The following is a 23462-nucleotide window of genomic DNA, read 5'->3' on the forward strand; positions in this document are numbered from 1 at the left end:
GCGGTGGATATGTCTCATTGCGGTGACCTCGGACAACACGGATATCGCGCATCAATATCCGGCCGAACCGCGCGGCGGTCAATGAAATGGCTGACCAAAGATCAGGGCCCGGCGCGATAGCTCATTCGCCGCGGGCCGAAAAACAGCACAGTTTTGATGATGCCGGGCGCGAACGGCATGAACTGGCGGAACGTTGGCCGGGCACCGTGCCTCGCGGTGCCCGGCCCGCATCGCTCAGGGCAGGATCGGCGGATGATAGGTGAAGGTCGCCATCAGGATCGCGGCCAGCAGCATCACGATCGGGAAGTGGATGAAGAACTGCACCGATGTATAGCCGATCAGATCCTTCGACTTCAGGCCGAGAATGCCGAGCAGCGGCAACATCCAGAACGGGTTGATGAAGTTCGGCAGCGTCTCAGCGATATTGTAGACCATCACAGTCCAGCCGAGATGCGCGCCGATATCGTTGGCCGCCTTCATGATGTAGGGCGCCTCGATGATCCATTTTCCGCCGGCCGACGGCACGAAGAAGCCGAGCAGCGCCGAATAGACTCCGACCAGGAACGAGAACACCGTCGAATTGCTGGAGGCGCCGACGAACCAGTGCGCGATCGTGTCTGACAGCGTGGTGCCGCTGCTGTTCGGCACCTTGGTCAGGATCTGCGCGACGCCGGCATAGAACGGAAACTGCAACAGCACGCCGGAGACGCTCGGCATCGCCTTGGAGAAGGATTCGACCAGGCTGCGCGGCCGCCAATGCAATACGATGCCGAGAATCAGGAAGACGAAATTGTAGGTGTTGAGCCCTGACAGCGTGATCAGCGGATTGCCCGACTGGAACGTCTGCCACAGCCAGCCGGCGGCAAGCAGCGCGATCAGGATGGTCAGCAGCGGGCTGAATTCCAGCCAGTCGCCCGGCCGGGCCGGCTTCCTGGCTTCGATGCGGTCATCACCGAGCGCTACACCGAGCTCTTCCGCGGTCTTGGCCTGCTCGGGCGCGGGCGTCGTGAAATAGCAGATCGCGGCCGACACGACAGTGACCATCACGACGGTGACCATGTTCTGCCAGGTCAGGATGGTCTCCGAGAAGCCGATCACGCCGGTGATCGGCAGCAGCGACGCCGGGATGCTGCCGGCATTGGCCTGCAGCTGCGCGGCCGACGAGGTGATGCCGAGGGTGAAGCCGCAGCCGAGCCCGAGATAACCGGCCGCGCCGGCCGCCCGATAGTCGAGCCGGATATCCGTGCGCCGCGCGATCTCCCGCACCAACAGGCCGGAGAAGATCAGGCTGAGGCCCCAGTTCAGCAGCGAGAGGAAGATGCTGAGCACGCCGACGAACACCACCGCGCCGCGGCCGGTCTTCGGCACGCTCGCGAGCCGCGCCAGCACGGCCGCGACCGGCGGCGACATCGCCACGACGTAGCCGCCGATCGCGACCAGCGCCATCTGCATCGTGAACGGGATCAGATTCCAGAACCCGTCACCAAAGGCGCGGCTGACGGCGAGCGGCGAACCGCCATGCAGGATCGCGCCCGCGGCGACCGCAATCACCGCGATCAGCACGAAGACATACGCATCCGGAAACCAGCGCTCCGCAAACGTCACCAGGGCCTGCGAAAAGCGCGCGATGATGTTGTCCGCGACCGGTTTTCGTAAGTCCACGGTTTGATCGTGCGTAGCATTCGTCATCAATTGATCCCCTTCCGGCGATGCGGTTCGTCTTCAATCCTGATTGGTCATTCAAAGTGCGAGCGTCAGATCGGTCAGCGGCACGGCCTGGCAGGCGAGGCATTGTCCCTCGCTGCCATCGACGGGGCCGAGATGGGTGAACTGCCCATCGACGACCTCGACCGCACAGCTCTCGCATTGCCCGACACGGCAGCCGCTCGGCAGCGCAATGCCTGCCGCGGTCGCGGCGTCGAGCAGCGTCCCCTGCTCCGGTCCCCAGGAGAAGCTCTGCTTGCTGCTCGCAAGCCGGACGGTCCGCGGCGCAAGGTTGGTTGGCACCGAGGGCGGCGACACGAAGCTCTCGGCGAAGATGTCGAAGCGCGGCACGCCGAGCGCCGCCACGGCCGCAATCTGCGCCGTGACGAAGTCCGGCGAGCCGCAGATGTAGACCAGCGGCCGGCGCGATGTCAGCGGCTTGACCTGTTCAAGGTCGAGCCGCCCCTTGCGCAGCGCATCCGACTCGATCGGATCACCCGCGAGCGGCGCGGAAAAGAAGGTCACCCGCGTCAGTCCCGGCGTATTCGCTTCCAGCTCCGCAAGCCGCTGTGCAAACGGATGCTCGCGGCTGCTGCGGCAGCCATGCAGCAGCAGGATTTCGGCAACACGATCCTGCGGCGCGATATGTTGCAGCGTCTCGAGGTAGCCGACGAACGGCGTGATGCCGATGCCGGCTGCGAGGAAGACCAGCGGCCGCGGTCCCTTCAATGGCGGCGTGAAGATGCCGCCCGGCGGCTCCAGCAACACCTCGTCGCCGACCGCAAGGCCATGCAGACGATCCGGCATGAAGAACGGTGCGTCGCCGCTCCGTGCTTCATCAGAGAAGCGCCCCTTCACTGCGATCGACAGCGCATCAGGCAGATCGCCCGATCCGGTCAGCGAATAGGCCCGCGCCTCCGTCGTGCCGGGCAGCGAGATCATCACATGCTGGCCCGGCAGGAAATCGGGCAGCGCACCGCCGTCAAGCGGCCGCAGGCTGAGAGCGACGACGTTTTCGGCCTCGGCCCGGCGCGCCGCAACCACAAAGCGGCGCTGGCCGCTCCACACGCCGCGGCTTGCCATGGCATCGCGGCTGATCTCGCAGACGATCGCGCGCAGCGGGACCGAGCCGCTGACGGGATCGCGCGCATCGTCATGCAGCACGGCGTTGATGTTGCGCGTGCGGATGCCAGCCGCAGCCGACCGGTCGCGGCCGAGCGGCGGACAATCCTCCCACCAGCCGAACTCGGCGACGACGACGCGATCGTCGAGCGCCGCATTGAGCCGCACCTTCAGACGCACGGCGCCACCCGGCGTCTCGACCACGGCCCAGTCGCCTTCGACGAGCCCGCGCCGCGCGGCGAGTTGCGGGCTGATCTCGACCGCCGGATCCGGCGACTTGCGCCGCAGCGAAGCGATATGCCGATGCGAGGAGTGAACGAACCAACCGCTCTTGGCGGTGGAGAGCACCAATGGAAAGCGTTCGTCCGCCGCTGCCGTGAGCGGGCTACCAACCGGTTCGACGTGATCGGGCAACGGATCATGCCCGTGTCCCAGCATCAGCTCCGAATAGATCTCGACCCGGCGGGTCGGCGTCGCGAAACCGGCCACCGTGCCGTCCTCGCGGGTGACGGCGTATTTTTCATTGCGGAAGGCCTGCGGGAAGCGGCGTCCTCCGGGATATTCGCGCAGATCCTCGACGCCGATACCGAGCGGCGCGAGCTGATAATTCCAGCCGGCCTTGATGTCACCGCCGAAGAACAAGTCGCCCATGCCGAGCTTGAGCGCGAGCGCCGCGGCAATCTCGTAATCGGCCTTGACCGCGCCGACCGGCTCGACCATGCGCGGGCGAAACTGCACGGTCTCGACAGCTTCCTGGGTGATCTCGAACCCGATCTTGAGCGCATCGCGCTCCCAGGGCGTGCTGGCCGGCAGCACGAAGTCGGCGCTCTCCGCGGTCGGGTTCATGAACATGTCGATATGAACCTGGAATTCCAGCGCGTTCAGCGCCGCACGGTTGCGCTCCGAATGGCCCTGCGAGACCACGAAATTGGTGCCGAAAGCAACCAGCGCACGCACGCGGTAAGGCTCGCCCTCGAGCACGGCCCGGCTGAAATCGCGCGCCGTGATCCAGCCCTTCGCCGGCGGACCGAGCGGCAGTTCGGCAAGGCCAAGCGCCTTGGCCTGCTGCTCCGGCGGCAGGATGTTGTAGTCGTTGAGCGGACGCGTCGGCGGCGGCACCGGCCAGCGATTGCCGCCGGGCCGATCGCAAGCGCCGGTCAGCGCATAGAGCGCGGCGATCGCGCGCTCGATTGCGGTGGCGTTGGTGTGCTGGCCGACGCCGGTCCAGGAATGATAGGCAAGCCGCGGCCTGCTCGCGAGCAGCGCGTTGAATGCGTCGATCTCAGCGACATCAAGCCAGGTCAGTTCCGCCACACGCGCCGGCGTGTAAGGCGCGGCGCGCTCGACGAGCAGTTCGAACGCGGTTGCCGCCGCAATCATGCGGCCGTCGCGTACACGGATCGACAGCGCGCCACGCAGCAGGCCGCCGCTCTCCGGCGCATAGCGCGTATCGCAAGTCACTGCCGAGCCCGATGCATCGAGGCGAACGAAAGCGTCCGCCGCACCGTCCGGCCACAACATGTCGGCGCGCAGGAAGCGGCCAGTCGCGCGATCGACCAGCAGCGATCCGTTGGTCCAGGCGTCGACGAACTCAGCATCGAAATTGCCGGTCGCAATAAGATGACGGATCGCGCCCATCGCGAGCGCGCCATCGGCGCCGGGACGGATGCGCAGCCAGAGATCGGCCTGCTGGCCGGAGCCGTTCGGCTTGGGATCGACGACGACGACCTTGGCACCGCGCCGCCGCGCATCGGCGATCCGCGTCGCTTGCGCGAGCCAGGTGCGCGCGGGATTGTGCCCCCACAAGATGATCGCATCGGCATTGTCGTAATCGGGAAAGCCGATGCCGCGACCGAAGGTCAGCGCGTGCGCAAAGTCCTTGTGCCAGCCGCAGATCTCGACCGCATAGATCAGGTTCGGACTGCCGAAGCCGCGGATGAAGCGCTCGACCCACTCGAAGCTGTCGACCATCGGCGTGCCGCTCGGCGTGGTGACACCGAACGCCACCGCCTCGGCGCCGCTCTCGGCGCGGATGCTGCCAAGCCGGTCGGCGATCTCGGTCAGCGCCTCGTCCCACGACACCTCGACCCAGCCGGGATCGGCAGCGTCGCGCGGGCGGGTCCGCTTGAGGGGGACGGTCAGGCGGCGCGGGCTGCCGACGATTTCCGGTGCCGCCCGGCCCTTAGCACAGAGCGCCCCACCGGTCGGGTGGTTACTTAATACCTCCACGCCGACGAGACGGCCATCCTCGATCACGGTGACAGCACCGCAGCGCGAACGACAAAGCGTGCAATAGCCGGGTAGCCGCTGTTTCACCGCCGCCTCGTGGTCAGGTTAATCCATGTGACGCGTTTTTGTAATGCGTTACACATTTACGTCATACGCTACCGCTGCCGTCAAGGCTAAGTAATAATCAGGGACGAATCGGAGTTCCCGGCGAGAGGCGGCTGCGACCCCCCATGGACCAGAATTTGCGCGAACAGGTGCTGCAGCGGGTGCGCGCGGAGATCATTTCCGGGCAGAGCCTTCCCGGCACGATGTATTCTGTGCCGAGTCTCGCGGCGAGCCTCGGCGTCTCCTCGACGCCGGTGCGCGAGGCGCTGCTCGAGCTCAGCCGCGGCGGCCTGGTCGAGCCGATGCGCAACCGCGGATTCAAGGTGGTGGAGCCGACGCTGACCGAGCTGCGCAATCTGTTCGATATGCGCGAGGTACTGGAGTTGCACGCCGCCGTGCTGGTCGCCGCCAATCCGCCGAAGGACCTACCGGCGGTGCGCGGCTGGGCCGATCAGATCGCGCGGGCCGTCGAGACCGACGACGTCCAGCTCTATCTCGAAGCCGACCGCAACTATCATCGCGAATTCATCGCCGCCGCCGGCAACGAGCTCCTGACCGAGATGGTGATGGGCCTGCGCGACAAGATGCGGCTCTACGGCATCAGTTCGCGCGCCGGCCACGAGCGGCAGCAAGCCTCGGTGCCGGAGCATTACACACTGATCGAACTCGCGCTCGCCGGCGAGACCGAGGCGCTGCCGACCCTGCTGCGCAGCCACATCCGCTCTTGGGAGCCGATCTTCGTCGATGCCTTGATGCGCTCGAAGGAGCATGCGCGCGAGCCGCTGCGGCAGGCGCGCGGCTGACGCGCGACCGGTGCTGGATAGATCGTCTGCTGCGGCGACCGCCTAGTCCAGGATGCTTTTGTAGTGCTCCGAGAAGACCTCGCGGCCGATGATCAGCCGCATCACTTCGGAGCTCCCCGCCAGGATCCGATTGACGCGCGCATCGGTGAACATCCGGCTGATCGGATATTCATCCATGTAGCCCGCGCCGCCGTGCAGCTGCACGCCGAGGTCGAGCATCTTCCACTCGACTTCCGAGGACATCATCTTGGCCTTGGCGCCCATATTGCTGGTCAGCCGCCCCGCATTGTGCTCGGCCACGCAGTGATCGACATAGACCTGCACGAGATCGATCTCGGCATCCATCTCCGCCATGCGGAACTGGGTGTTCTGCTGCTCGGCGAGCGGCCTGCCGAACAGCTTGCGATCCATCACGTAAGCGCGCGTGATATCGAACGCCCTGCGGCCATTGGCGATCGATCCGACCGCGGAGATCAGCCGCTCCTCGGCAAGGCCCTCCATCAGATAGTAGAAGCCCCTGCCCGGCTCTCCCAGCACGTTGGCCTTGGGCACCTTCACATTCTGGAAGAACAGCTCGGCGGTGTCCTGCGCCGGCATGCCCATCTTCTTCAGATTGCGGCCGCGCTCGAAGCCCTCCATGCCGCGCTCGACGATCAGGAGCACCATGGCGTGCTTCTTCTCGGCGCCTGCCAGCTTGGCCGCCACGATCACGACGTCGGAATTGATGCCGTTGGAAATGTAGGTCTTCGAGCCGTTGAGCAGGAAATGATCGCCCTTGTCCTCCGCCGTCGTGCGCATGCCCGCGAGGTCCGAGCCCGCGCCCGGTTCGGTCATCGCAATCGCCAGGATGGTCTCGCCGCTGACGCATTTCGGCAGGAAGCGGTCACGCTGCTCCTCGGTGCCGAAGCGCTTGAAATAGGACCCGACCAGGCGGCTGTGCAGCGTGTTGAACCAGCCCTTGCAGCCGGCACGCGCGGTCTCCTCGATGATGATCTGCTCGTAGCGGAAGTCCTCGTCGCCCATTCCGCCATACTTCTCTTCAGGCCAGATCATCAGGAAGCCGAGGTCGCCGGCCTTCTTGAACGCGCTGCGGTCGACGATGCCGGCCTCCCGCCACTCCTCCATATGGGGCGTGATCTCGCTCGCAAGGAACTTGCGGTAGGAGTCGCGGAAGATGACCTGATCTTCGGTAAAGCTGCGCATCATTCACCCAATAGCGCTCTCACGTGATTTGGAAGCCGGCCGGCGTGCGGCGGGGCACTCGCAAAAAATGGAGCGCCGGTTCTGCTGCAATCAAAACCGGCGCTCCGTCATCGAAACAGTCGCTGCCTTACTTGCCCTTCCAGTTCGGCGCGCGCTTTTCCGCGAAGGCCGCCGCGCCCTCGCGGGCATCCTCCGAGACGAAGACCGGACCGACGATCTCCTGCTGCCTCGTCCACATCTGGTCTTCCGGCCAGAGCCGGGATTCGACGACCACCTGCTTGGAGGCCTTGACTGCGAGCGGGCCGTTGGCACCGATCGCGGCCGCAAGCTCGAGCGCGGCGTCGAGTGCCGGGCCATCGGTCACGCGGTTGATGATGCCGAGTTGGTGAGCACGCTCGGCACCGAAGAATTCGCCCGTCAGTGCGAACTCCATCGCCACACGGACCGGCATCTGCCGCGGCATCCGGATCAGGCCGCCGGCCGCAGCCGCCAGCCCGCGCTTCACCTCGGGGATGCCGAACTTGGCATTGCGATTGGCGACGATCATGTCGCACGACAGCGCGATCTCCATCCCGCCGGCGAGCGCGTAGCCGTCGACCGCCGCGATCAGCGGCTTCTTCGGCGGCGCCTCGGTGAGGCCGGCGAAGCCGCGGCCGGGGATCGACGGCCGCTCGCCCTTCAAAAACCCCTTGAGGTCCATGCCCGAGCAGAACGTGCCGCCCGCACCAGCGATGATGCCGACGCTCAGCGCATCATCGGCGTCGAGCCGGTCGATTGCCGCAGCGACGCCCTTGGAGAGGGCGAGGTTGGCTGCGTTCTTGGCTTCCGGCCGGTTCAGGGTGATGATCAGGATCGGTCCGCGGACTTCAGTGAGGACCGGAGCTTCTTCGGACATCGCTTTCGCCTCCCGTTACGCGCGCAAACGCCTATCGCGGAGCCATGCGGATGGCGCCGTCGAGGCGGACGTCTTCACCGTTGAAATAGCCGTTGGTGATCATGGTCAGCGCCAGATGCGCATATTCCTCCGGCATGCCGAGACGCTTCGGGAACGGCACCGACGCGCTGAGCGCGGCCTTGACGTTCTCTGGCGCGCCCTGCAGCAGCGGCGTGTTGAAAATGCCCGGCAGGATGGTGTTGACGCGGATGCCCTCAGCCATCAGATCGCGCGCGATCGGCAGGGTCATGCCGACGACGCCGGCCTTGGAGGCCGAATACGCCGCCTGCCCCATCTGGCCGTCCTCGGCCGCGACCGAAGCGGTGTTCACGACCGCACCGCGCTCGCCGTGCTCCAGCGGAGACAGCGACAGCATGCCCTGCGCCGACTTGGCGATGCAGCGGAAGGTGCCGACCAGGTTGATCTGGATGATGCGGTTGAAGGCGTCGATCGGGAAGTGCGTCGGCTCGCCGGTCTTCTTGTCGCGGCCGGCGGTCTTCACCGCGTTGCCGGTGCCGGCGCAGTTCACCAGGATGCGTTCCTGGCCGTGCGCCGCGCGGGCCTCGGCGAAGCCCGCATCGACCAGCTCGTCGGAGGTGACGTCGACCTTGCAGAACACGCCGCCGATTTCCTTGGCGATGGCTTCGCCCTTGTCTTCGTTGAAGTCGAAGATCGCGACCTTGACGCCTTGCGCGGCGAGCGCCCGCGCGGTGGCTGCGCCGAGGCCGGACGCGCCGCCGGTGACGACGGCGGCGACTGATGAATCGAGTTTCATGGCAGTGTCCTTTCGCGATCAGATGCGTTCGATGATGATGGCCGGCGCCATGCCGCCGGCGGCGCACATGGTGACGAGACCATAGCGACCGCCGCTGCGCTCCAGTTCGTCGAGCGCGGTGCCGATCAGGATCGATCCGGTTGCGCCGATCGGGTGACCGAGCGCGATCGAGCCGCCGTTGATGTTGACCTTCTCGCGATCCAGCTCGAGGTCGCGGATGAACTTCTCGGCGACAACCGCGAACGCCTCGTTGATCTCCCAGACGTCGATGTCGTCCTTGGTCAGGCCGGCCTTGGCGAGAACCTTCTTGGCCGCCGGAACCGGCGCGTTGAGCATCAAGGTCGGATCGTCACCCTGGTTGGCATAGGCCACGATGCGGCCGCGCGGCTTGAGGCCGTGCTTCTCGGCATATTCCTTCGACGTGATCAGCACCGCGGCGGCGCCATCCACCACACCCGAGCTGTTGCCGGCATGATGCACGCCCTTCCACTCGAGGCCCGGGTAACGGCGCTGGATCTGCTTCCTGAAGGTCACGCCGTTGCCGAGATCGAAATCGGCAAGCTGCTCGAAGCTCGGCTTCAGCGACGCCAGGCCTTCGGCGGTGGTCTCGGGGCGCGGGAATTCCTCACGATTGAGGGCGACGCTGCCGTCGTCGTTGAGCACGGGGATCACCGACTTGGCGAAGCGGCCTTCATCGATCGCCCGCTTGGCGCGCTGCTGGCTCGTCAGCGCCAGCGCATCGCAGGCCTCTCGGCTGATCCCCTCGCGCGTCGCGATGGCGTCGCCGCACACGCCCTGGTGCGACTGCGGGTGGATCTCGTCGAGCGCCGGATTGCCCGAACCCATCATCCGCGCCGGCTGTCCCGCCTTGGAGCGCTCGGCGGCGAGGGTCTGCTGATAGCTCATCATCTCGGTGCCGCCGGCGATGACGCAATCTTCCATCCCTGACATGACCGAGGCTGCCGCGAGGTTCACCGAGGTGATGCCGCCGCCGCAGAAGCGATCCAGCGTCGTGCCGCTCGCGTTGATGTCGTAGCCGGCCGCGAGCGCCGACATGCGTCCGAGATCGCCGCCCTGCTTGCCTTCCTGGGTCGAGGTCGACCAGATGATGTCGTCGACGGTCGAGGTATCGAGCTTGTTGCGCTCCTTGAGCGCGCCGAGCACGGTCGCGGCCAGCTGCTGCGGATGCAGGTGCGACAGCGCGCCCTTGCCCGGCTTGCCGATGCCGCGCGGCGTGCGAACGGCGTCGATGATGTATGCCTCAGACATGCGTTTCCCCTTGCTTTGGATGCTTCGTTGCTGTGAGCCCGTGCCGATGCCGATGACCGCTTCCGCAGCACCGTCTGCCCGGAACGAGCCGGGATGTCAGCGGTGTGGCGTCACCGCAAGCGGCTCGGCGACCGGGCTGCGCTGATCGTCGAAATAGTCGAAGCGCGCATTGATTCCCCGCAGCACCGACGATTGCGCGTTGTCGCGCTGCCGCTCGTCGGCACAGTCGGGCTTGTCCGCAAACAGCGGAGCGCCGGGCCCGGCGGCGTGCGGACCCAGCGCATATTTCTGCTCCTGCGGCAGATAGATCAACTGGCCGATCTGGGTCAGCGTCAGCGTCAGACGGGAGACCGTCGATCGCGGCAGACCGCAGCGATCGGCGATGTCACGATTGCCGAGGCGTATGCTTCGACCTTCGAAGCAACGCACGATGTCGAATGCGCGCGACACCACCTGGATCACGCGCCGGTTGTCCGTGCCGGCGGCATCTTGCGCCATCAGTACCTCAGATCGACGTCCCATCGTTTACGCCTCACTCCTCATGTTTTCGTACGGGTGAACGAAGCCCACTCTGCTTGCCGCAGAGGGCGTTGATCCGCGCCGGCGGTCGCTGTGATGCCGGGCCGTGCATGCGCGACGAAGCTTGTGGCCTGCTGGACGAGGCCGTTGTCGGGCTGCTTGAGACCGATCCGCGTGGACGCGGTCAATGCCTGGTCTCCTGGACAAACGACGCCGCGCCCGAGTGGGGCAAGCAGCTTCGAATGTCTTTGGCCGGCCAGCATCAGGCGGATTCTTTCCCTAGGTTTCGGACCTTAATTAATTGATTAATTAGCCGAGTGATTAAAGTGGGCGCTTCGCCCTGTCAACCGCGCTCGCCGCAGGGCCCCCCGCGCTGGGATGATGACAGCTCGCGCACCGCTCAAGCCAGCGGGGCAGATTTACGGGATTGCGGATCCGTTCGTGGCGAACTTCATCCCGCTGCCGAATGATGGTCGGGCGGAACGGCCGACGCCATCCGCAGCAAGCGCATGCGGCCTGATCGGGAAATGTGGAAGCCAACAAAAAGCAGCCGGGGTGTCCGAACAGACGCGACTGCTGGCCGGCGTGGCCGATACGAGGGCGAACCTAAGCTTTGAAAGCTTGGTGGGCGCACCAGGGCTCGAACCTGGGACCCGCTGATTAAGAGTCAGCTGCTCTACCAACTGAGCTATGCGCCCGGAACTTGTCCGGAAATGACCCTCGCAAGAGAGGCCGTCGTTTAGCAAAGCGATTCCGCGATGTCCAGCAAGCTGGCGCAAGTTTTCCCGACTTTTACGAAGCCGAAAGGCCGCCGGATTCCGGCGGCCTTTCATGGGCTTGGCGATGCTGTTCGCGGCCAATGCTCAGAGCCGGCCGGAGCGCTCCTGGTCCGGACCGTCGTCGCGGTCGAAATGATGGTCGCGGCCGCCGCGCTCCCAGCGATCCATGCCGCGCTCGAGGCGGTGGCGGCGCCAGCCCTCGGCACCGAAACCGCGGCCTTCCATGTGGGTGAGCATGGTCAGGCGCCGCTTCTGGTTGTCGTCGAGCGTCTTGTAGAGCGGGTCGGCGGCATCGGCGATCTTCTTCAGCGAAGTAGCGGTCGCCGCCATGTTGTCGGCGCGCTCGCGCAGACGCGCAACCGGATCATCGGGCTTCTGCGCCTTGTCGGCATCGGCCTTTTCCGCGGCCATCCGCGCATTGGCGCGATCGAGCCGCATCTTGGCGAACTCGCGGACCGCGGTCTCGACCGGCGGCCACAGCTTCTCCTGATCAGCGTTGAGCTTCAGCCCGGCGTGCACCGCAGCGATGCGCGCATCGAGGAATGCGGCCCGGTCCTCCGGGCTCATCCGTGTCTGGCCATGAAACCAGGGGCGATGCTGGGCATAGACCGCAGTCGAGCCGGCTATCGAGAGTGCCGCGAGACCGGCGAGCAGAACTTTCTTCATCCAAACCTCCTTTGAAGTTTCCCTGAGGATGATGCTGCCCGGTGCCGCCTTCAACTTACGGATTGGACAGAGAGAGCTTTCTTGCCAAGATGTAATCCGTTCCATTGCCCATCAGAAACATCCAGCGCGCGAGCTCGCGCGTTGGATTTCTTGTTTGTTTTTGCGCATGATCTCCGCGCAAACGCTCCGCGTTTGTCGCGAGGGAAACCGCTTCTCATTTTTCCGGATCATGCGCGCGTCAAATCATTCCCAACAACCGCGGCAGCCACAGCGAGATCTCCGGCACGTAGGTGATCAGGCCGAGGAACACCAGCATCGCGCACAGCCACGGCAAGACAGAGATCGTGATCTCGCTGATGCCCATCTTGGCGATACTGCTCGCGATGTAGAGATTGAGTCCGACCGGCGGATGGCACAGCCCGACCTCGGTGTTGACGATCATCAGGATGCCCAGATGCACCGGATGCACGCCGAGCTTGGTCGCCAACGGAAACAGGATCGGCGCCATGATCAAGAGGATCGATGACGGATCCATCACGTTGCCGGCGAGCAGCAGGATGATGTTGACGACGAGCAGGAACATCCAGACCGAGAAGTTCTTGTCGATGATCCAGGCCGCCATCTCCTGCGGGATCTGCTCATGCGTCATCAGGAACGAGAACAGCACCGCGTTGGTGATGATGTAGAGCAGCATCGAGCTCATGCTCGCCGCCTGCAGCAGCACCTTCGGTACTTCGGAGAGCTTCAGCTCCTTGTAGACGAACACGGTGATGAAGAAGGCATAGGTCGCGGCGACCGCGGCGGCCTCGGTCGGCGTGAAGATGCCGCCATAGATGCCGCCGAGCACGATCGCGATCAGCAGAAGGCCCCAGATGCTCTCACGGAACGCCGTGAACTGCTGGCCGATGGTGGCGCGCGGCATCTTCGGGTAGCCGTTGCGCTGCGCGACGAAGAAGGTCACCGCGGCCAGCATCAGCGCGAGCAGCACGCCCGGCACGATGCCGGCCATGAACAGCGCACCGATCGAGGTGTTGGTCGAGACGCCGTACAGCACCAGGATGATCGAGGGCGGCACCAGGATGCCGAGCGCGCCCGAGGTCGAGATCACGCCGACGCCGAACCGCTTCGGATAGCCGTGATCGACCATCGCCGGCATCATGATCGAGCCGATCGCGACCACGGTTGCAACGCTCGAACCCGAGATCGCCGCGAACATCGCGCAGGCCGCGACGCCGGCCAAGCCAAGGCCGCCGGGCAGATGCCCGACCAATGATGTCGTGAACGCGATCATGCGCCGCGCGACGCCGCCGCGGGTCAGGAAGGTGCCCGCCAGGATGAAGAACGGGATCGCCATGATGCCGAAATTGTCGAGGCCGGAAAACAGCTTCAGCCCGACGCTCTCGATCGGCACCTCGGTCATCGTGAACAGGAAGGTCAGCACGGTCAGGCCGAGCGAAATCGAGATCGGCATGCCCGTCAGCATCAGGGCAAACAGCAGTCCGAAAATCAATGCGGCGCTCATCACGCTTCTCCAAGCGCGACGGGCGCGGTCTTGCTGGTTTCGACGCCGTCGACATGGGAGGCGTCATGGTGCGGCAGCTCGCCGGTCTTCCAGTAGGTCCAGCACACCTGCAGGAAGCGGAAGCACATCAGATAGGAGCCGAGCGGGATGCAGGCGTAGACGATCCAGCTCGGGATCTCCATGTCGGGTGACACCTGGTCGGTGTGCATCAGCTCGAACACGAACTTGGCGCCCATGGTGCCGACGATCGCGGTGAACAGCGCGCCGCCGAGCAGGCCGAAGGTGATGGTGCGCTTGCGCCAGAAATCATTGAGGCGGTTGATCAGCACGTCGACGCCGACATGGATGCCGGTGCGCACGCCGTAGGCGGCGCCGAACTTCGCCATCCAGATGAACATGTAGATGCACAGTTCCTGCGACCAGGCGAGGTTGATGCCGAACAAATACGGATAGAGCACGGGCACGTCGACCAGGAAGCGATGCACCACCGTGACGAAGGTCAGGAGCGTCGCGGCCCCCATCAGGCTCGCGATGATGATTTCCTCGAGCCGGTCCAGAATCTTCAGCAGCATTGATCTCCCCTGTCATGGCCGCCCCCCGCGGCCAGAGCGTTGTCTCCCTCGCCCCGTTCTTACGGGGAGAGGGTTAGGGTGAGGGGCTTCTTCCTCGCGCACGTTGATAGTTGCGCTGGCGGAGACTCCCCCTCACCCGGAATTCAAGCTGCGCTTGAATTCCGACCTCTCCCCGCAAGCGGGGCGAGGTAAGGCACGCCTCAGTTCATCGGGCTGCGGCCCGTTTCCTTGAGGAATTCGTCGATCAGCGGCTGACCGACCCGCGAAGCGACGTCCTTGTAGACCGGCATCATCGCCTTGCGCATCGCCTCGTCCTGCTCGGGGGTGAGCGAGATGATCTCGGTCTTGCCGGCCTTCTTGATTTCGGCGAGCGCGTCGTCGTTTTCCTTGGCGGACTGGTTGTTGCCGAACTCGGTGGCTTCCTTCATCGCCTTGGAGAGCTCGTCGCGGATATCGGCCGGCAGGCCGTCCCAGAACTTCTTGTTTACGACCACGACGTAGCCGATGTAGCCGTGATTGGTGACGGTGGCGTACTTCTGCACCTCATGCATTTTCTGGGTGTAGATGTTCGACCAGGTGTTCTCCTGGCCGTCGACCACGCCGGTCTGCAGCGCCTGGTAGACGTCGGAGAACGCCATCACCTGCGGGATCGCGCCGAGCGCGCGGAACTGGGCCTCCAGCACCTTCGACGACTGGATGCGGAATTTGAGCCCCTTGTAGTCTGCAGGCGCGACCAGCTTCTTGTTCGCGCTCATCTGCTTGAAGCCGTTGTCCCAGTAGGCGAGACCGGTCATGCCCTTGGAATCCAGCTTCTTGAGCAACTGGGCGCCGAGCGGGCCGTCGGTCACCTTGCGCAGCGATTTCAGGTCCGGGAGGATGTAGGGCAGATCGAAGACTTCGAATTCCTTGATGCCGATCGGACCGAACTTCGAGTTCGACGGCGCCAGCATCTGGACCGCGCCGAGCTGGAGCGCCTCGAGCTCTTCCTTGTCCTTGTAAAGCGTCGAGTTCGGGTAGACCTCGACCTTCACCTTGCCGCCGGTGTACTTCTCGGCCAGTTCCTTGAACTTGTCGGCCGCCTTGCCCTTCGGCGTGTCCGAGGCCACCACGTGGCTGAATTTGAGAACGATCGGCGCCTGCGCCGAGGCCGGTCCGACAAAGCTCAAAGCTGCGATCGACGCCGCCGCCAATATGAATCTACGCATGTTTCCTCCCGCGTATTGCGGAGCACGAATTCCGGCCCCGAGACATCCGGCCGCACCATTACAGAGAAGCCACGACGATTGCCATTGCCCCTTTAGCAGGGGCTATTTGCGCCGTTGCTGCACTGCAAAATCCGATGCGACGGTATTCCTTTCGGCTCTTGCGACCGTTCAATGACACCGCCCGCACGCTGTGCCCGGCCATGGCGATGCGGTCAATGCGGGTTTCGGCAATGGCGGATTCGCCGGGCGCGAATGCTGGTACCGCAGGATTGCTGGGATAGGTGACCATCGCCAAGCACGCGGTGTCATCACTCGCGAAAGCGGGTGATCCAGTATTCCAGAGACGGCAGTACTTGAGTCGAGAGGCCACGGCGTACTGGATCGCCCGGTCCCGTCTTCGCCAAGGCTTCGACGGGGCTTGCGGTCTTGGGCTCGCCGAAGCTTCAGCGGAGGCGGCGAGCCGGGCGATGACAGTTGTAGATGAGGATATAGCTTCGCATTCTCGCGACATGAATTGTCCGAGCTTTGCTCTTTCGTTCCGCCCTCTCCGTTGGTGAGGGCGCAGGGAAAGCCGGGTGCCGATCGCACCCATGGGCCCCGAGCAATGGGGTAGAAAGCTCGGGGGTAGGACCACAGGTGTAACCGGAGCAATCCGGCTTTCCCTGCGCGATGGCTTACGGCTTATACGTGCTCTCCCCGGCGAGACTTGGCTTTGTTGTCACCGTCTTCACAACGCGCATTGCGCAATCGGAAGAGACACCTACCACTAGGGCGTCAGGCCTGCACGATTTCGCCGTCCGCCTCATGCGCGTTCGTCAACTGCGCATTCGGCGTCCACCGCATCTCGACCCGCGTTCGTGACGACCGCGAAGCGCCCCTCGATCGGGCGAGACGCGCAGACCATACACTGAGTTGCGCTTCGGATAAAGCGAAATATTTTTGCCGCGGGCACTTGACGCGTTTCGCTGATTTGCCCGTCGTGTCCAATCGGCAACAGCTCTGCCGGCGGCGACATCAGCAACGGGCCAGGCGCGAAACCGGTCGCCGCCGAGTCACCCTTCCCGCCTGCGCCCGGCGAGCCCTGCGAAGATGGAAAAGAACAGCACGTTGTAGAGGACACCAAACATGATTTGCACGCACACAGCCGTCTTGGCCCAGCCCGATTTGGGAAAGATGTCGCCGTACCCCGTGCTCGTCATCGTCACGATGCTGAAGTAGAGCGCGTTGCCGAGAGTGAGCTGGGCGGAGAAAGCGTCGGTGTCGCGACGAACGATAACCGTATAGATCACGGCAAAGCAGAATGCCGCCAGGGCGTAGGCTGCCGTCACCCGAAGCAGGATTCTCCAGACCGGTGTCTGGTCGAGGTAGTGAACGCTGTCAGGGCCGTAGATGCCCTGCAGCGTCTTGACGATGCGCCAGGCCAGATAGAGCCAGATCGCGAATACGCCCGCCTTGGCGACGCCCCCCACCGACGCCGTGACGGCGTTTTCAGGCAGCAGATGCGGCACCGCGGCTTCGACCAGCAGTCCGAAAACGCTGCAGGCAAACACCACCGGAACGACAAGCCGGACCCATCCGCCTGTCAGGTCTCCCCGGCCCACCGCGTTGTCCGGCTGCCCGCTCATGAACGCGCGGCGCCCGGCGGAAGCGCATAAAGCGTCATCGCGAATATCGCATAGATCAACAACAGCATGACGCCGACGAACCATGCGGAGCGGCCACCGCTTGTGATGAAGCCGCAGGTAATGGTCGCTAACAGCACCATCGCCACCGCACCCGGCCAGAACTGCAAGTCCATTGGCGCAGGACCGATGACATAGCTGAGGATCACCAGCACCGGCGCCACAAACAGAGCAATCTGGGACGCGCTGCCGAGCGCGATGCCGACACTCATGTCGAGCCGGTTCTTGCCGGCCGCCGAAAATGCCACGGCCATTTCTGCGGCTCCTCCGACGAGCGAGACAACAATGAAGCCGATGAAGGCCGGGCTCATCCCCAGGGCCTGTCCTGCGCTCTGTACGGATCCGACGAATATCTCGCTGACCAGGGCGACCAGCACGGTGACAGCGACAAGCGTACCGACCGCGAGCCGGATCGGCCAGTTCGCTTCATGCTCCGGGTCGCCATGGTCCTCTGACGCAAATAGACCCTTGTGCGTCCGCAGCGAAAATAGCAAACCAAGTCCATAGGCAACGATCAACAGAAGCGCGAGGCCAAGGCTAAGCTTCCTGGTCACCGCATCACCTTGCGCCAGCTCGCGTTCGGCGATTGCCGCTGGAGCGAACAGCGCGATCGAGGCCAGCAGCAGCAAGGCCGCCTGCAGCCGCGCGCCGGCACGATTGAATTCCTGGATCGGGTAGCGCAATCCCCCGAGCAGAAAGCAGCCGCCCAGCATGAAGAGCGAATTGGTGACGATGGCGCCGACGATCGACGCCTTCACCAGCAGATACTCGCCCGCATGAAGCGCTGCCAGGGCAATGATCAGTTCGGTCAAATTTCCCAATGTCGCGTTGAGCAACCCGCCGATCGCATCGCCGGTTCTGGCCGCGACGCTCTCGGTGGCGTGACTGAGCAGCGCGGCCAGCGGCACGATCGCCAGCACCGCCAGCACGAAGAGTGCGGTATGTGCGGAGGGGGCCACGAGTTCTGCCGCCAGTACGGCAGGAACGAAGATCAGCATCCAGAGCAGTGGGCTGCGGCGAATTTCATCGAGCAAAGGAGCCATTATCCGTCCCCCGCATGAAACAAACTTCCGGGCGGCCGGTAGCCGCCATGGCAAACTCAGTGGCCGCTCAGCACCAGTGTCTTGACCGGCAGCAGCAAGGCCTGGATGCGCAGCAGCAGCGCGTGCACCAGCCCGGTCGCGTCGACGACATGCAAGGCGAAGCCCTTGAGCGCGCCGGTCTTCGGATCGGCGATCACGTCGTGGTTGCTGGTGTAGGCGTTGACGATGCAACTGGAGCCCGGCGTGACGCCTTCGAGGCCGCCGGCATAGAGCGGCTCCAGGAATGTCAGGATCGAACCCGGCTGGCGCAGCGCTTGCGGATCGATCAGTTGCTCGCCGGAGCGGAATTGACCGGCGGCGATGTAGTCCTGCACGCCGGTGACGACGAGCGGAATGATCACCCAGGGCTTCGAGATGCAGGTCGCCTCGGCGATCATGCCGGGCTTCATGACCTGGGCCTCGATCTGGCCAAAGCCGGCCTGTAGCACGCTCCGGCCGGCGCCCTCGGGGATCAAGATGCCGGCCGGGCGCATCATCTGATTGACGACGTCGCCGGTCCGCAAGGTGAATTGCTCGACCCGCCCGTCGACGCCGGCGCGAATATAGGTCTTGTCGAGATCGACCTGCGCCTCCGCCATCGCGGCCTCGGCGCTCGCCTTCTCGGCGGGCAGCAGCGTGGAGACGCGCAGCGCCGCGGTCTCCCGCGCCGCGCTCGCAGCGTCGATGCCCGCCTGTCTTTGATCGACGGCGACCTGCAGCTTCTCGATGTCGCGCTGCGGCACGATGCCGGGATTGCGGCGCTGCAATTCGCTCTTGCTGTCCAGCTCGTCCTTGGCCTGCTGCCAGTGCGACCGGGCCTCGCCGACCTGGGCCTCGGCCTTGACCACATCGGCCCGCGCGCTGGTCAGCGACGCGTCGACCTCGGCGACTTTGCGCTTCGCGGATTCCAGCGCGGCCTGCTGCTTCGAATGATCGAGCCTGAACAGGACATCGCCCATCTTCACGGGGGCGCTGTAGCCGACATTCACTTCGGCGACTCGGCCGGCCACTTCAGGCAGGATCGGCACGGTGCGGAAGTAGATCGCCGCCGAATTGGTGGAGGGATGGTAGTAGAAGATCATGGTGATCAGCGCGATCGTCAGCATCAGGCAGCCGGTGATGCCCCATCTGAGCTCGTGCCACACGGAAAAGAAGGTGATCTCCTTACCGAAGCGCTTGCCCTGCCGGTAGCGGCGATAGAGATAGTCCGGCAGGATCGTGAACAGGGAGCACAGCAGAAGCTCAAGCATGGCCCTGTCCCTCCTCTGCGGCGGAGCTTGCATCCGGCTCCGATAGCGGCGCGGGCCGCGGCGGCGTGGCGTCGGCAATCCGCTCCACCGATCCCGCGATCGTGCGCAGCGGCGTGCTGAAATCCGGCAGGTCGATCATCGCGAGCAGCAAGCCGGCGATCCAGAAGACGTGCATATGGGTGAACAGCGAGATCAGGCCGAGCACGGCAACGATCTCGAACTGCAGCTTCTGCGACTTGTGCGCCATCCGCTCAGGCAGGCTGTGCAGCTTCCAGTACAGCGTGCCCACATACAGGATGGTCGCGACCAGGAAGATGCCCATCACCACCATCAGGGTGTCGGCGCCGTCGGGACCCGGAACGAAGAACGGCAGATGGTGCGGTGCCGCCGGATGCATTTGTCCGCTCACGACCGTCCTCCCTGCGCGCAGAGCGCGGGCCTTTGCATGGCCCTCTGGAGGCATGGTTCCCTAATGTCGGCGCTTTATCAAGAACCGTAGTTCCACGGATAGGACAGTCGCGCCTGGATCAAAGGGCGAGGGCCGCATGGATGGCACGGCAATGTCGTGCCAGGGCATCATGCGAGACCACGAATGTCTTCAGCGGCGTTGCGATGTCGTAGAAATAGATGTTGGCAATGAATCCATAAATGCCGGCGTCGATCGAGGTCGGTTTGTCGCCATGCAGATAGCCTTGCGCCGGAATCAGGCTCGCGAGGGCCGCGAGATCGGCGAGCCCGCGGGCCATCGCGGCGTCGGGCGCAAAGCGGCCGATGCCTTGATAGTAGTAGCGCTGGGCGTTGAACGCCTTGGCCTTCATCAGGCCGTCGTCGGTGAGATCAGGATGCTCGCGCTTGAGCGCATCGCGGAACTGGGGCCAGTAGCGCTCGTCCTGCCAGCGCGAATAGGACATCACCCAATAGAGATCGTCGAGCGTACGGGTGACGAGGAGATTGGTCGTGCGTTGTGCCGGCGTCAGCGCCGCGTCCAGTGTCACGCGATATTTTTCGGTGACATAGGCGAAGATGGTCTCGCTGTCGCCGACGGTGTCATCGCCGTCGACGATATAGGGCAGTTGCTGGCGCGGCGCCTTGGAGGCATCGAAAATGTGCTCGTGCCGGAACGGCACACCCGCGAGCCTCAGAAAGGCGAACACCTTCAGCCCATAGCCATTGTTGTCGGCGACGCCGAACAATGGCGGATAGGAATAGAGCGTGAGCATGGCGGCTCCGTCGCGTTCAAGCCGGCAACAGGCTACCTCAAGATTGATCGGCTGGAAATGTCAGCCGGGTACGCCCGGGTCGGGACGCAGCCGGTTGGTGGCTGCGCCCCGATATGCCGACCGGCACGGCCGGCGCTCACCTTACCGCGACGCGGTGCTGATGTTCTCGCCGAAGAACTTCCAGGTCTTGCCGTCGAACTTCGCGAGCTTGAAGGTGTCGAAGGTCGAATAGTCGGTCGGCGACACCGAGACCGTGATGCCGGGCAGCAGCAACGGCAGCGAGACCTTGCTGAGGTTGGTTGCCTGCTTCAGCAGGTTCTCGCGCGTCAGCTCGTCGCCGCAGTTCTTCAGGATGATCGCGGTGAACTGCGCCGAGAGATAGCCGATCTGGTTGCTGCCATCGATCGGATTGCCTTCGGGATACCATTGCTTCATGAAGGCGAGATAGTCCTGCACGCCCTTGTCGGTATCCCACGCCGGGTCGCCGACCACCTTGGTGGCGAGCGCCGTCATCAGGCCGGTGGACGCTTCGAGGCCGGCAGGCTCGAGCACGCCGCCGATCGAGCTCGCGACCGAGACGATGAAGTGCGTCGGCTTCCAGCCGAGATCGGCCACCTTGCGGATCGCCTGCGCGCCGAACTTCGGCGTCGTGATCGTCATCAGCACGTCGGCGCCCGCGGCCTTCAGATTGACGATCTGGGAATCAATCGTGGGATCGGTCACCTCGTAGCTGAGCTCCTTGACGATGAGACCGGCCTTCTCGCCCAGCGCCTCCTTGAAGCCCTTCAGATAGTCCTTGCCGAAATCGTCATTCTGATAGATCACGCCGACCTTCGCGTTCGGCAGCTCCTTGAGGATGTACTTGCCATAGATCTTCGCTTCCTGCGCATAGGGCGGATAGAACGGCGTGGTCCAGGGAAACTCCTTCGGATCATTCCACTTCGAGGCCCCGGTGGAGATCAGGAGATGCGGGATCTTCTTGCCGTTCAGATATTTTTGGATCGACGAATTGGTCGGCGTGCCCAGTGAACCGATATCGGCAAGGATCTCATCCTGCTCGACGAGCTTGCGCGTCTGCTCCACCGTCTTCGGCGGGCTGTAGCCGTCGTCCATGCTCAACAGCGTGATCTTGCGGCCGTTGATGCCGCCCTGGCTGTTGATCATCTTCCAGTAGGCGGCTTCGGCCCTGCCCTGCGTGCCGTAGGCCGAGGCCGGACCGCTGTAGGGCATGGTCTGCCCGATCTTGATTTCGGTATCGCTGGCGCCGGGATCGTATTTCTTGTCGGCGGCGAGCAGCGCCGAGGTGGAAACAAGGCTGAGCGCGGCGATCGCCGCGAGCGTGATGCAACGCATGTGTTCTCCCCATTCGCGCCGCTGTTTGCCGCGGCGTCGGGCGAGATAATGATCATGCCCGCAGGGGATGTCGACCCCTTAAGTCCGGACTGCCCTCGCCCTCACAGCCCCGTCCAAGCCATCACGGCGGTGAACGAGGCCCAGAGCGTCCATCCGAGCCCGGCCAGGGAAATCAGCGCAGCCGCCATCGCAACCGCCAGCAGCAGGCCGTCCTCCTGCAGATATGCGATCGCGATCAGCACGACCACCATTCCGGGAATGACGTTGACCAGGGGCAGCGGCCAGCCGGCCGAAAAGGCCAGCAGAAAGACCACCAGCCCGACGAGGCGGTCGATCACGTCGCGGCGCGCATCCCAACGCGGCCGGCTGATCCGCTCGATCGCCTGCAGCATCGGGCGGACAAACACGGTGAACCGCTTGAAGCGCTTGAAGTCGAACTGCCGCTTCGAGATGAAACGCGGAAACGACGGCGCGCTGTGGCCAAGCATCATCTCGACCGCCGGAAACAGCAGCGCCAGCGTCGCAATGGTCGCGACGCCGGGAATGATCACCAAGAGCCCAAGCAGCAGCAGGAGCAGGCCGAACGACCGCTTGTCCAGATTGCCGAGGAGCCATTCGAGGTCGACGGGGCCGTCCGGCGCTTGAGCGACGAGTTCCTCAAGAAGCTGGGACGTGTGCGTGGGCGCCAATGGGGCTCCGGACGAAAGGGACATGGACGCCAAAGTGGTCAGACTCGGCATCGATTGCAACCGTCGCCGAAGCAGACTAGGAAGCATGGGTGACCCACGATTCCGATCAGGCATGGCACAGCCATGCGCCATCAAGTCCGGATCCTGCCGCGCGCCGCCGCTGGCCGTGGTTCCTGTTGATCGTCGTCATTCTGGCGCTTGCGGGCGCAGGCGGCGTCTACGCCTGGCCGCAAATCGCACCGCTGGTACCCTCGCTCGGCAACGCCGCGGCCGGCGACAAGGCGGCGGCCGACAAGGAGGCGCTGCCGGATCTGCTCGCCGCCCAGCAGAAGCTCGAGGATGACGTCGGTGCGCTCGGCAAGTCGGTGGCCGACCAACAGGAGCAGTTGAAGACGATCGCCGACCAACTGGCGGCCCTGACGTCGAAGGTCGACGCGCTGCAGCGTCCCGCCCCGGCTCCCGTGCCGCCACCGGCCGCGGCCGAGCAACCGCATGCACCGGTGGCGCAGGCAGCCCCGAAGCCGCGCAAGCCGCCGGTTCGGGCGCCAAAGCCGTCAGGTCCGATTTCGACCGGCGGCGCCCCGCTGAGCGCGGCACCGAGCAACAACTGAGCCGCAGGTCTCCGTCAGGCTGACGGAATTGACTTACTCAGCTTGCTCAGTGTCATCACTCGCGCATGCGGGTGATCCAGTATTCCAGAGACGGCTGTGCTTGGCCGATAAGCCGCGGCGCACTGGGTCGCCCGGTCCCGTTTCCGCCAAGGCTTCGACGAGGCCACT

At 64.5% G+C, this 23462-nt stretch carries 20 protein-coding genes, 1 tRNA gene and 1 pseudogene; 2 read left to right on the top strand and 20 right to left on the bottom strand.

Features of this window, described 5'->3' with window-relative positions; all coding sequences use genetic code 11:
• Window positions 1-234: 234 nt before the first annotated feature.
• On the bottom strand, window positions 235-1689 hold the full coding sequence (locus ACVMB0_RS33960) for a short-chain fatty acid transporter (RefSeq protein WP_461348980.1): 1455 nt from the start codon (window positions 1687-1689) through the stop codon (window positions 235-237).
• A 51-nt stretch (window positions 1690-1740) separates the two neighbouring features.
• Entirely contained in the window at window positions 1741-5142 is a 3402-nt protein-coding gene (locus ACVMB0_RS33965; RefSeq protein ID WP_461348981.1) for a molybdopterin-dependent oxidoreductase, read from the bottom strand.
• A 143-nt stretch (window positions 5143-5285) separates the two neighbouring features.
• On the opposite strand from ACVMB0_RS33965, the gene ACVMB0_RS33970 reads away from it, so the two are divergent.
• Complete coding sequence (locus ACVMB0_RS33970; protein ID WP_461348982.1) at window positions 5286-5963, top strand: GntR family transcriptional regulator; 678 nt, start codon at window positions 5286-5288, stop codon at window positions 5961-5963.
• A gap of 42 nt (window positions 5964-6005) precedes the next feature.
• On the opposite strand, the gene ACVMB0_RS33975 is transcribed toward ACVMB0_RS33970, so the two are convergent.
• From ACVMB0_RS33975 to ACVMB0_RS34060, 18 genes and pseudogenes are all read right to left on the bottom strand, one after another.
• Window positions 6006-7166: an acyl-CoA dehydrogenase family protein gene (locus ACVMB0_RS33975; protein ID WP_461348983.1), complete on the bottom strand. Its 1161-nt coding sequence runs from the start codon at window positions 7164-7166 to the stop codon at window positions 6006-6008.
• A gap of 127 nt (window positions 7167-7293) precedes the next feature.
• Entirely contained in the window at window positions 7294-8061 is a 768-nt protein-coding gene (locus tag ACVMB0_RS33980) for a crotonase/enoyl-CoA hydratase family protein (protein ID WP_461348984.1), read from the bottom strand.
• Window positions 8062-8092: 31 nt separating this feature from the next.
• The gene (locus tag ACVMB0_RS33985) at window positions 8093-8875 is read right to left on the bottom strand and encodes an SDR family NAD(P)-dependent oxidoreductase (protein ID WP_461348985.1); all 783 of its coding nucleotides are present in this window, start codon (window positions 8873-8875) and stop codon (window positions 8093-8095) included.
• A gap of 18 nt (window positions 8876-8893) precedes the next feature.
• Entirely contained in the window at window positions 8894-10144 is a 1251-nt protein-coding gene (locus ACVMB0_RS33990; protein ID WP_456753490.1) for an acetyl-CoA C-acetyltransferase, read from the bottom strand.
• A gap of 264 nt (window positions 10145-10408) precedes the next feature.
• A pseudogene (locus ACVMB0_RS33995) lies at window positions 10409-10666 on the bottom strand (helix-turn-helix domain-containing protein); the annotation flags it as partial.
• A gap of 619 nt (window positions 10667-11285) precedes the next feature.
• Window positions 11286-11361 (bottom strand) — tRNA-Lys (locus tag ACVMB0_RS34000).
• 165 nt (window positions 11362-11526) lie between these two features.
• Window positions 11527-12108 (bottom strand): Spy/CpxP family protein refolding chaperone, encoded by a 582-nt coding sequence (locus tag ACVMB0_RS34005; protein ID WP_456753489.1) that lies wholly within the window; start codon window positions 12106-12108, stop codon window positions 11527-11529.
• Window positions 12109-12346: 238 nt separating this feature from the next.
• Window positions 12347-13630: a TRAP transporter large permease gene (locus ACVMB0_RS34010; protein ID WP_456797810.1), complete on the bottom strand. Its 1284-nt coding sequence runs from the start codon at window positions 13628-13630 to the stop codon at window positions 12347-12349.
• Window positions 13630-14202, bottom strand: a complete 573-nt coding sequence (locus tag ACVMB0_RS34015) for a TRAP transporter small permease (RefSeq protein WP_456753488.1) — start codon at window positions 14200-14202, stop codon at window positions 13630-13632. Before ACVMB0_RS34015 ends, ACVMB0_RS34010 begins: the two co-directional genes overlap by 1 nt.
• Window positions 14203-14402: 200 nt before the next feature.
• Window positions 14403-15407: a TRAP transporter substrate-binding protein gene (locus ACVMB0_RS34020; protein ID WP_456753487.1), complete on the bottom strand. Its 1005-nt coding sequence runs from the start codon at window positions 15405-15407 to the stop codon at window positions 14403-14405.
• Between the two features lie 58 nt (window positions 15408-15465).
• Window positions 15466-15696, bottom strand: coding sequence for a hypothetical protein (locus ACVMB0_RS34025; protein WP_456753486.1), 231 nt, complete (start codon window positions 15694-15696; stop codon window positions 15466-15468).
• 763 nt (window positions 15697-16459) lie between these two features.
• Window positions 16460-17032 (bottom strand): potassium channel family protein, encoded by a 573-nt coding sequence (locus ACVMB0_RS34030; protein WP_456753485.1) that lies wholly within the window; start codon window positions 17030-17032, stop codon window positions 16460-16462.
• A complete protein-coding gene (gene cax, locus ACVMB0_RS34035) occupies window positions 17029-18132 on the bottom strand; it encodes a calcium/proton exchanger (RefSeq protein WP_456753484.1) in 1104 nt (367 codons plus the stop codon). Before cax ends, ACVMB0_RS34030 begins: the two co-directional genes overlap by 4 nt.
• 56 nt (window positions 18133-18188) lie before the next feature.
• Entirely contained in the window at window positions 18189-19421 is a 1233-nt protein-coding gene (locus ACVMB0_RS34040; protein WP_456753483.1) for an HlyD family secretion protein, read from the bottom strand.
• Window positions 19414-19830, bottom strand: a complete 417-nt coding sequence (locus tag ACVMB0_RS34045) for a hypothetical protein (protein WP_456753482.1) — start codon at window positions 19828-19830, stop codon at window positions 19414-19416. Before ACVMB0_RS34045 ends, ACVMB0_RS34040 begins: the two co-directional genes overlap by 8 nt.
• A 118-nt stretch (window positions 19831-19948) precedes the next feature.
• Entirely contained in the window at window positions 19949-20641 is a 693-nt protein-coding gene (locus tag ACVMB0_RS34050) for a glutathione S-transferase family protein (protein ID WP_456753481.1), read from the bottom strand.
• A 141-nt stretch (window positions 20642-20782) separates the two neighbouring features.
• Complete coding sequence (locus tag ACVMB0_RS34055; protein WP_456753480.1) at window positions 20783-21994, bottom strand: ABC transporter substrate-binding protein; 1212 nt, start codon at window positions 21992-21994, stop codon at window positions 20783-20785.
• 101 nt (window positions 21995-22095) lie between these two features.
• The gene (locus tag ACVMB0_RS34060) at window positions 22096-22734 is read right to left on the bottom strand and encodes an exopolysaccharide biosynthesis protein (protein WP_461349761.1); all 639 of its coding nucleotides are present in this window, start codon (window positions 22732-22734) and stop codon (window positions 22096-22098) included.
• Between the two features lie 38 nt (window positions 22735-22772).
• Between ACVMB0_RS34060 and ACVMB0_RS34065 the strand changes: the two genes are divergently transcribed.
• On the top strand, window positions 22773-23294 hold the full coding sequence (locus ACVMB0_RS34065; RefSeq protein ID WP_461348986.1) for a hypothetical protein: 522 nt from the start codon (window positions 22773-22775) through the stop codon (window positions 23292-23294).
• Window positions 23295-23462: the final 168 nt, after the last annotated feature.

This window comes from Bradyrhizobium sp. USDA 4451 (assembly GCF_054822585.1).

Excerpts from the sequence above, each read along its gene's own strand:
- ACVMB0_RS34020 (WP_456753487.1), bottom strand. The coding sequence starts at position 15,407 with ATGCGTAGATTCATATTGGCGGCGGCGTCGATCGCAGCTTTGAGCTTT.
- ACVMB0_RS34015 (WP_456753488.1), bottom strand. The coding sequence starts at position 14,202 with ATGCTGCTGAAGATTCTGGACCGGCTCGAGGAAATCATCATCGCGAGC.
- ACVMB0_RS34010 (WP_456797810.1), bottom strand. The coding sequence starts at position 13,630 with ATGAGCGCCGCATTGATTTTCGGACTGCTGTTTGCCCTGATGCTGACG.
- ACVMB0_RS34060 (WP_461349761.1), bottom strand. The coding sequence starts at position 22,734 with ATGCCGAGTCTGACCACTTTGGCGTCCATGTCCCTTTCGTCCGGAGCC.
- ACVMB0_RS33980 (WP_461348984.1), bottom strand. The coding sequence starts at position 8,061 with ATGTCCGAAGAAGCTCCGGTCCTCACTGAAGTCCGCGGACCGATCCTG.
- ACVMB0_RS33970 (WP_461348982.1), top strand. The coding sequence starts at position 5,286 with ATGGACCAGAATTTGCGCGAACAGGTGCTGCAGCGGGTGCGCGCGGAG.
- cax (WP_456753484.1), bottom strand. The coding sequence starts at position 18,132 with ATGGCTCCTTTGCTCGATGAAATTCGCCGCAGCCCACTGCTCTGGATG.
- ACVMB0_RS33985 (WP_461348985.1), bottom strand. The coding sequence starts at position 8,875 with ATGAAACTCGATTCATCAGTCGCCGCCGTCGTCACCGGCGGCGCGTCC.
- ACVMB0_RS34030 (WP_456753485.1), bottom strand. The coding sequence starts at position 17,032 with ATGAGCGGGCAGCCGGACAACGCGGTGGGCCGGGGAGACCTGACAGGC.
- ACVMB0_RS33960 (WP_461348980.1), bottom strand. The coding sequence starts at position 1,689 with ATGACGAATGCTACGCACGATCAAACCGTGGACTTACGAAAACCGGTC.
- ACVMB0_RS34040 (WP_456753483.1), bottom strand. The coding sequence starts at position 19,421 with ATGCTTGAGCTTCTGCTGTGCTCCCTGTTCACGATCCTGCCGGACTAT.
- ACVMB0_RS34005 (WP_456753489.1), bottom strand. The coding sequence starts at position 12,108 with ATGAAGAAAGTTCTGCTCGCCGGTCTCGCGGCACTCTCGATAGCCGGC.
- ACVMB0_RS33975 (WP_461348983.1), bottom strand. The coding sequence starts at position 7,166 with ATGCGCAGCTTTACCGAAGATCAGGTCATCTTCCGCGACTCCTACCGC.
- ACVMB0_RS33990 (WP_456753490.1), bottom strand. The coding sequence starts at position 10,144 with ATGTCTGAGGCATACATCATCGACGCCGTTCGCACGCCGCGCGGCATC.
- ACVMB0_RS34055 (WP_456753480.1), bottom strand. The coding sequence starts at position 21,994 with ATGCGTTGCATCACGCTCGCGGCGATCGCCGCGCTCAGCCTTGTTTCC.
- ACVMB0_RS34050 (WP_456753481.1), bottom strand. The coding sequence starts at position 20,641 with ATGCTCACGCTCTATTCCTATCCGCCATTGTTCGGCGTCGCCGACAAC.
- ACVMB0_RS34025 (WP_456753486.1), bottom strand. The coding sequence starts at position 15,696 with ATGGTCACCTATCCCAGCAATCCTGCGGTACCAGCATTCGCGCCCGGC.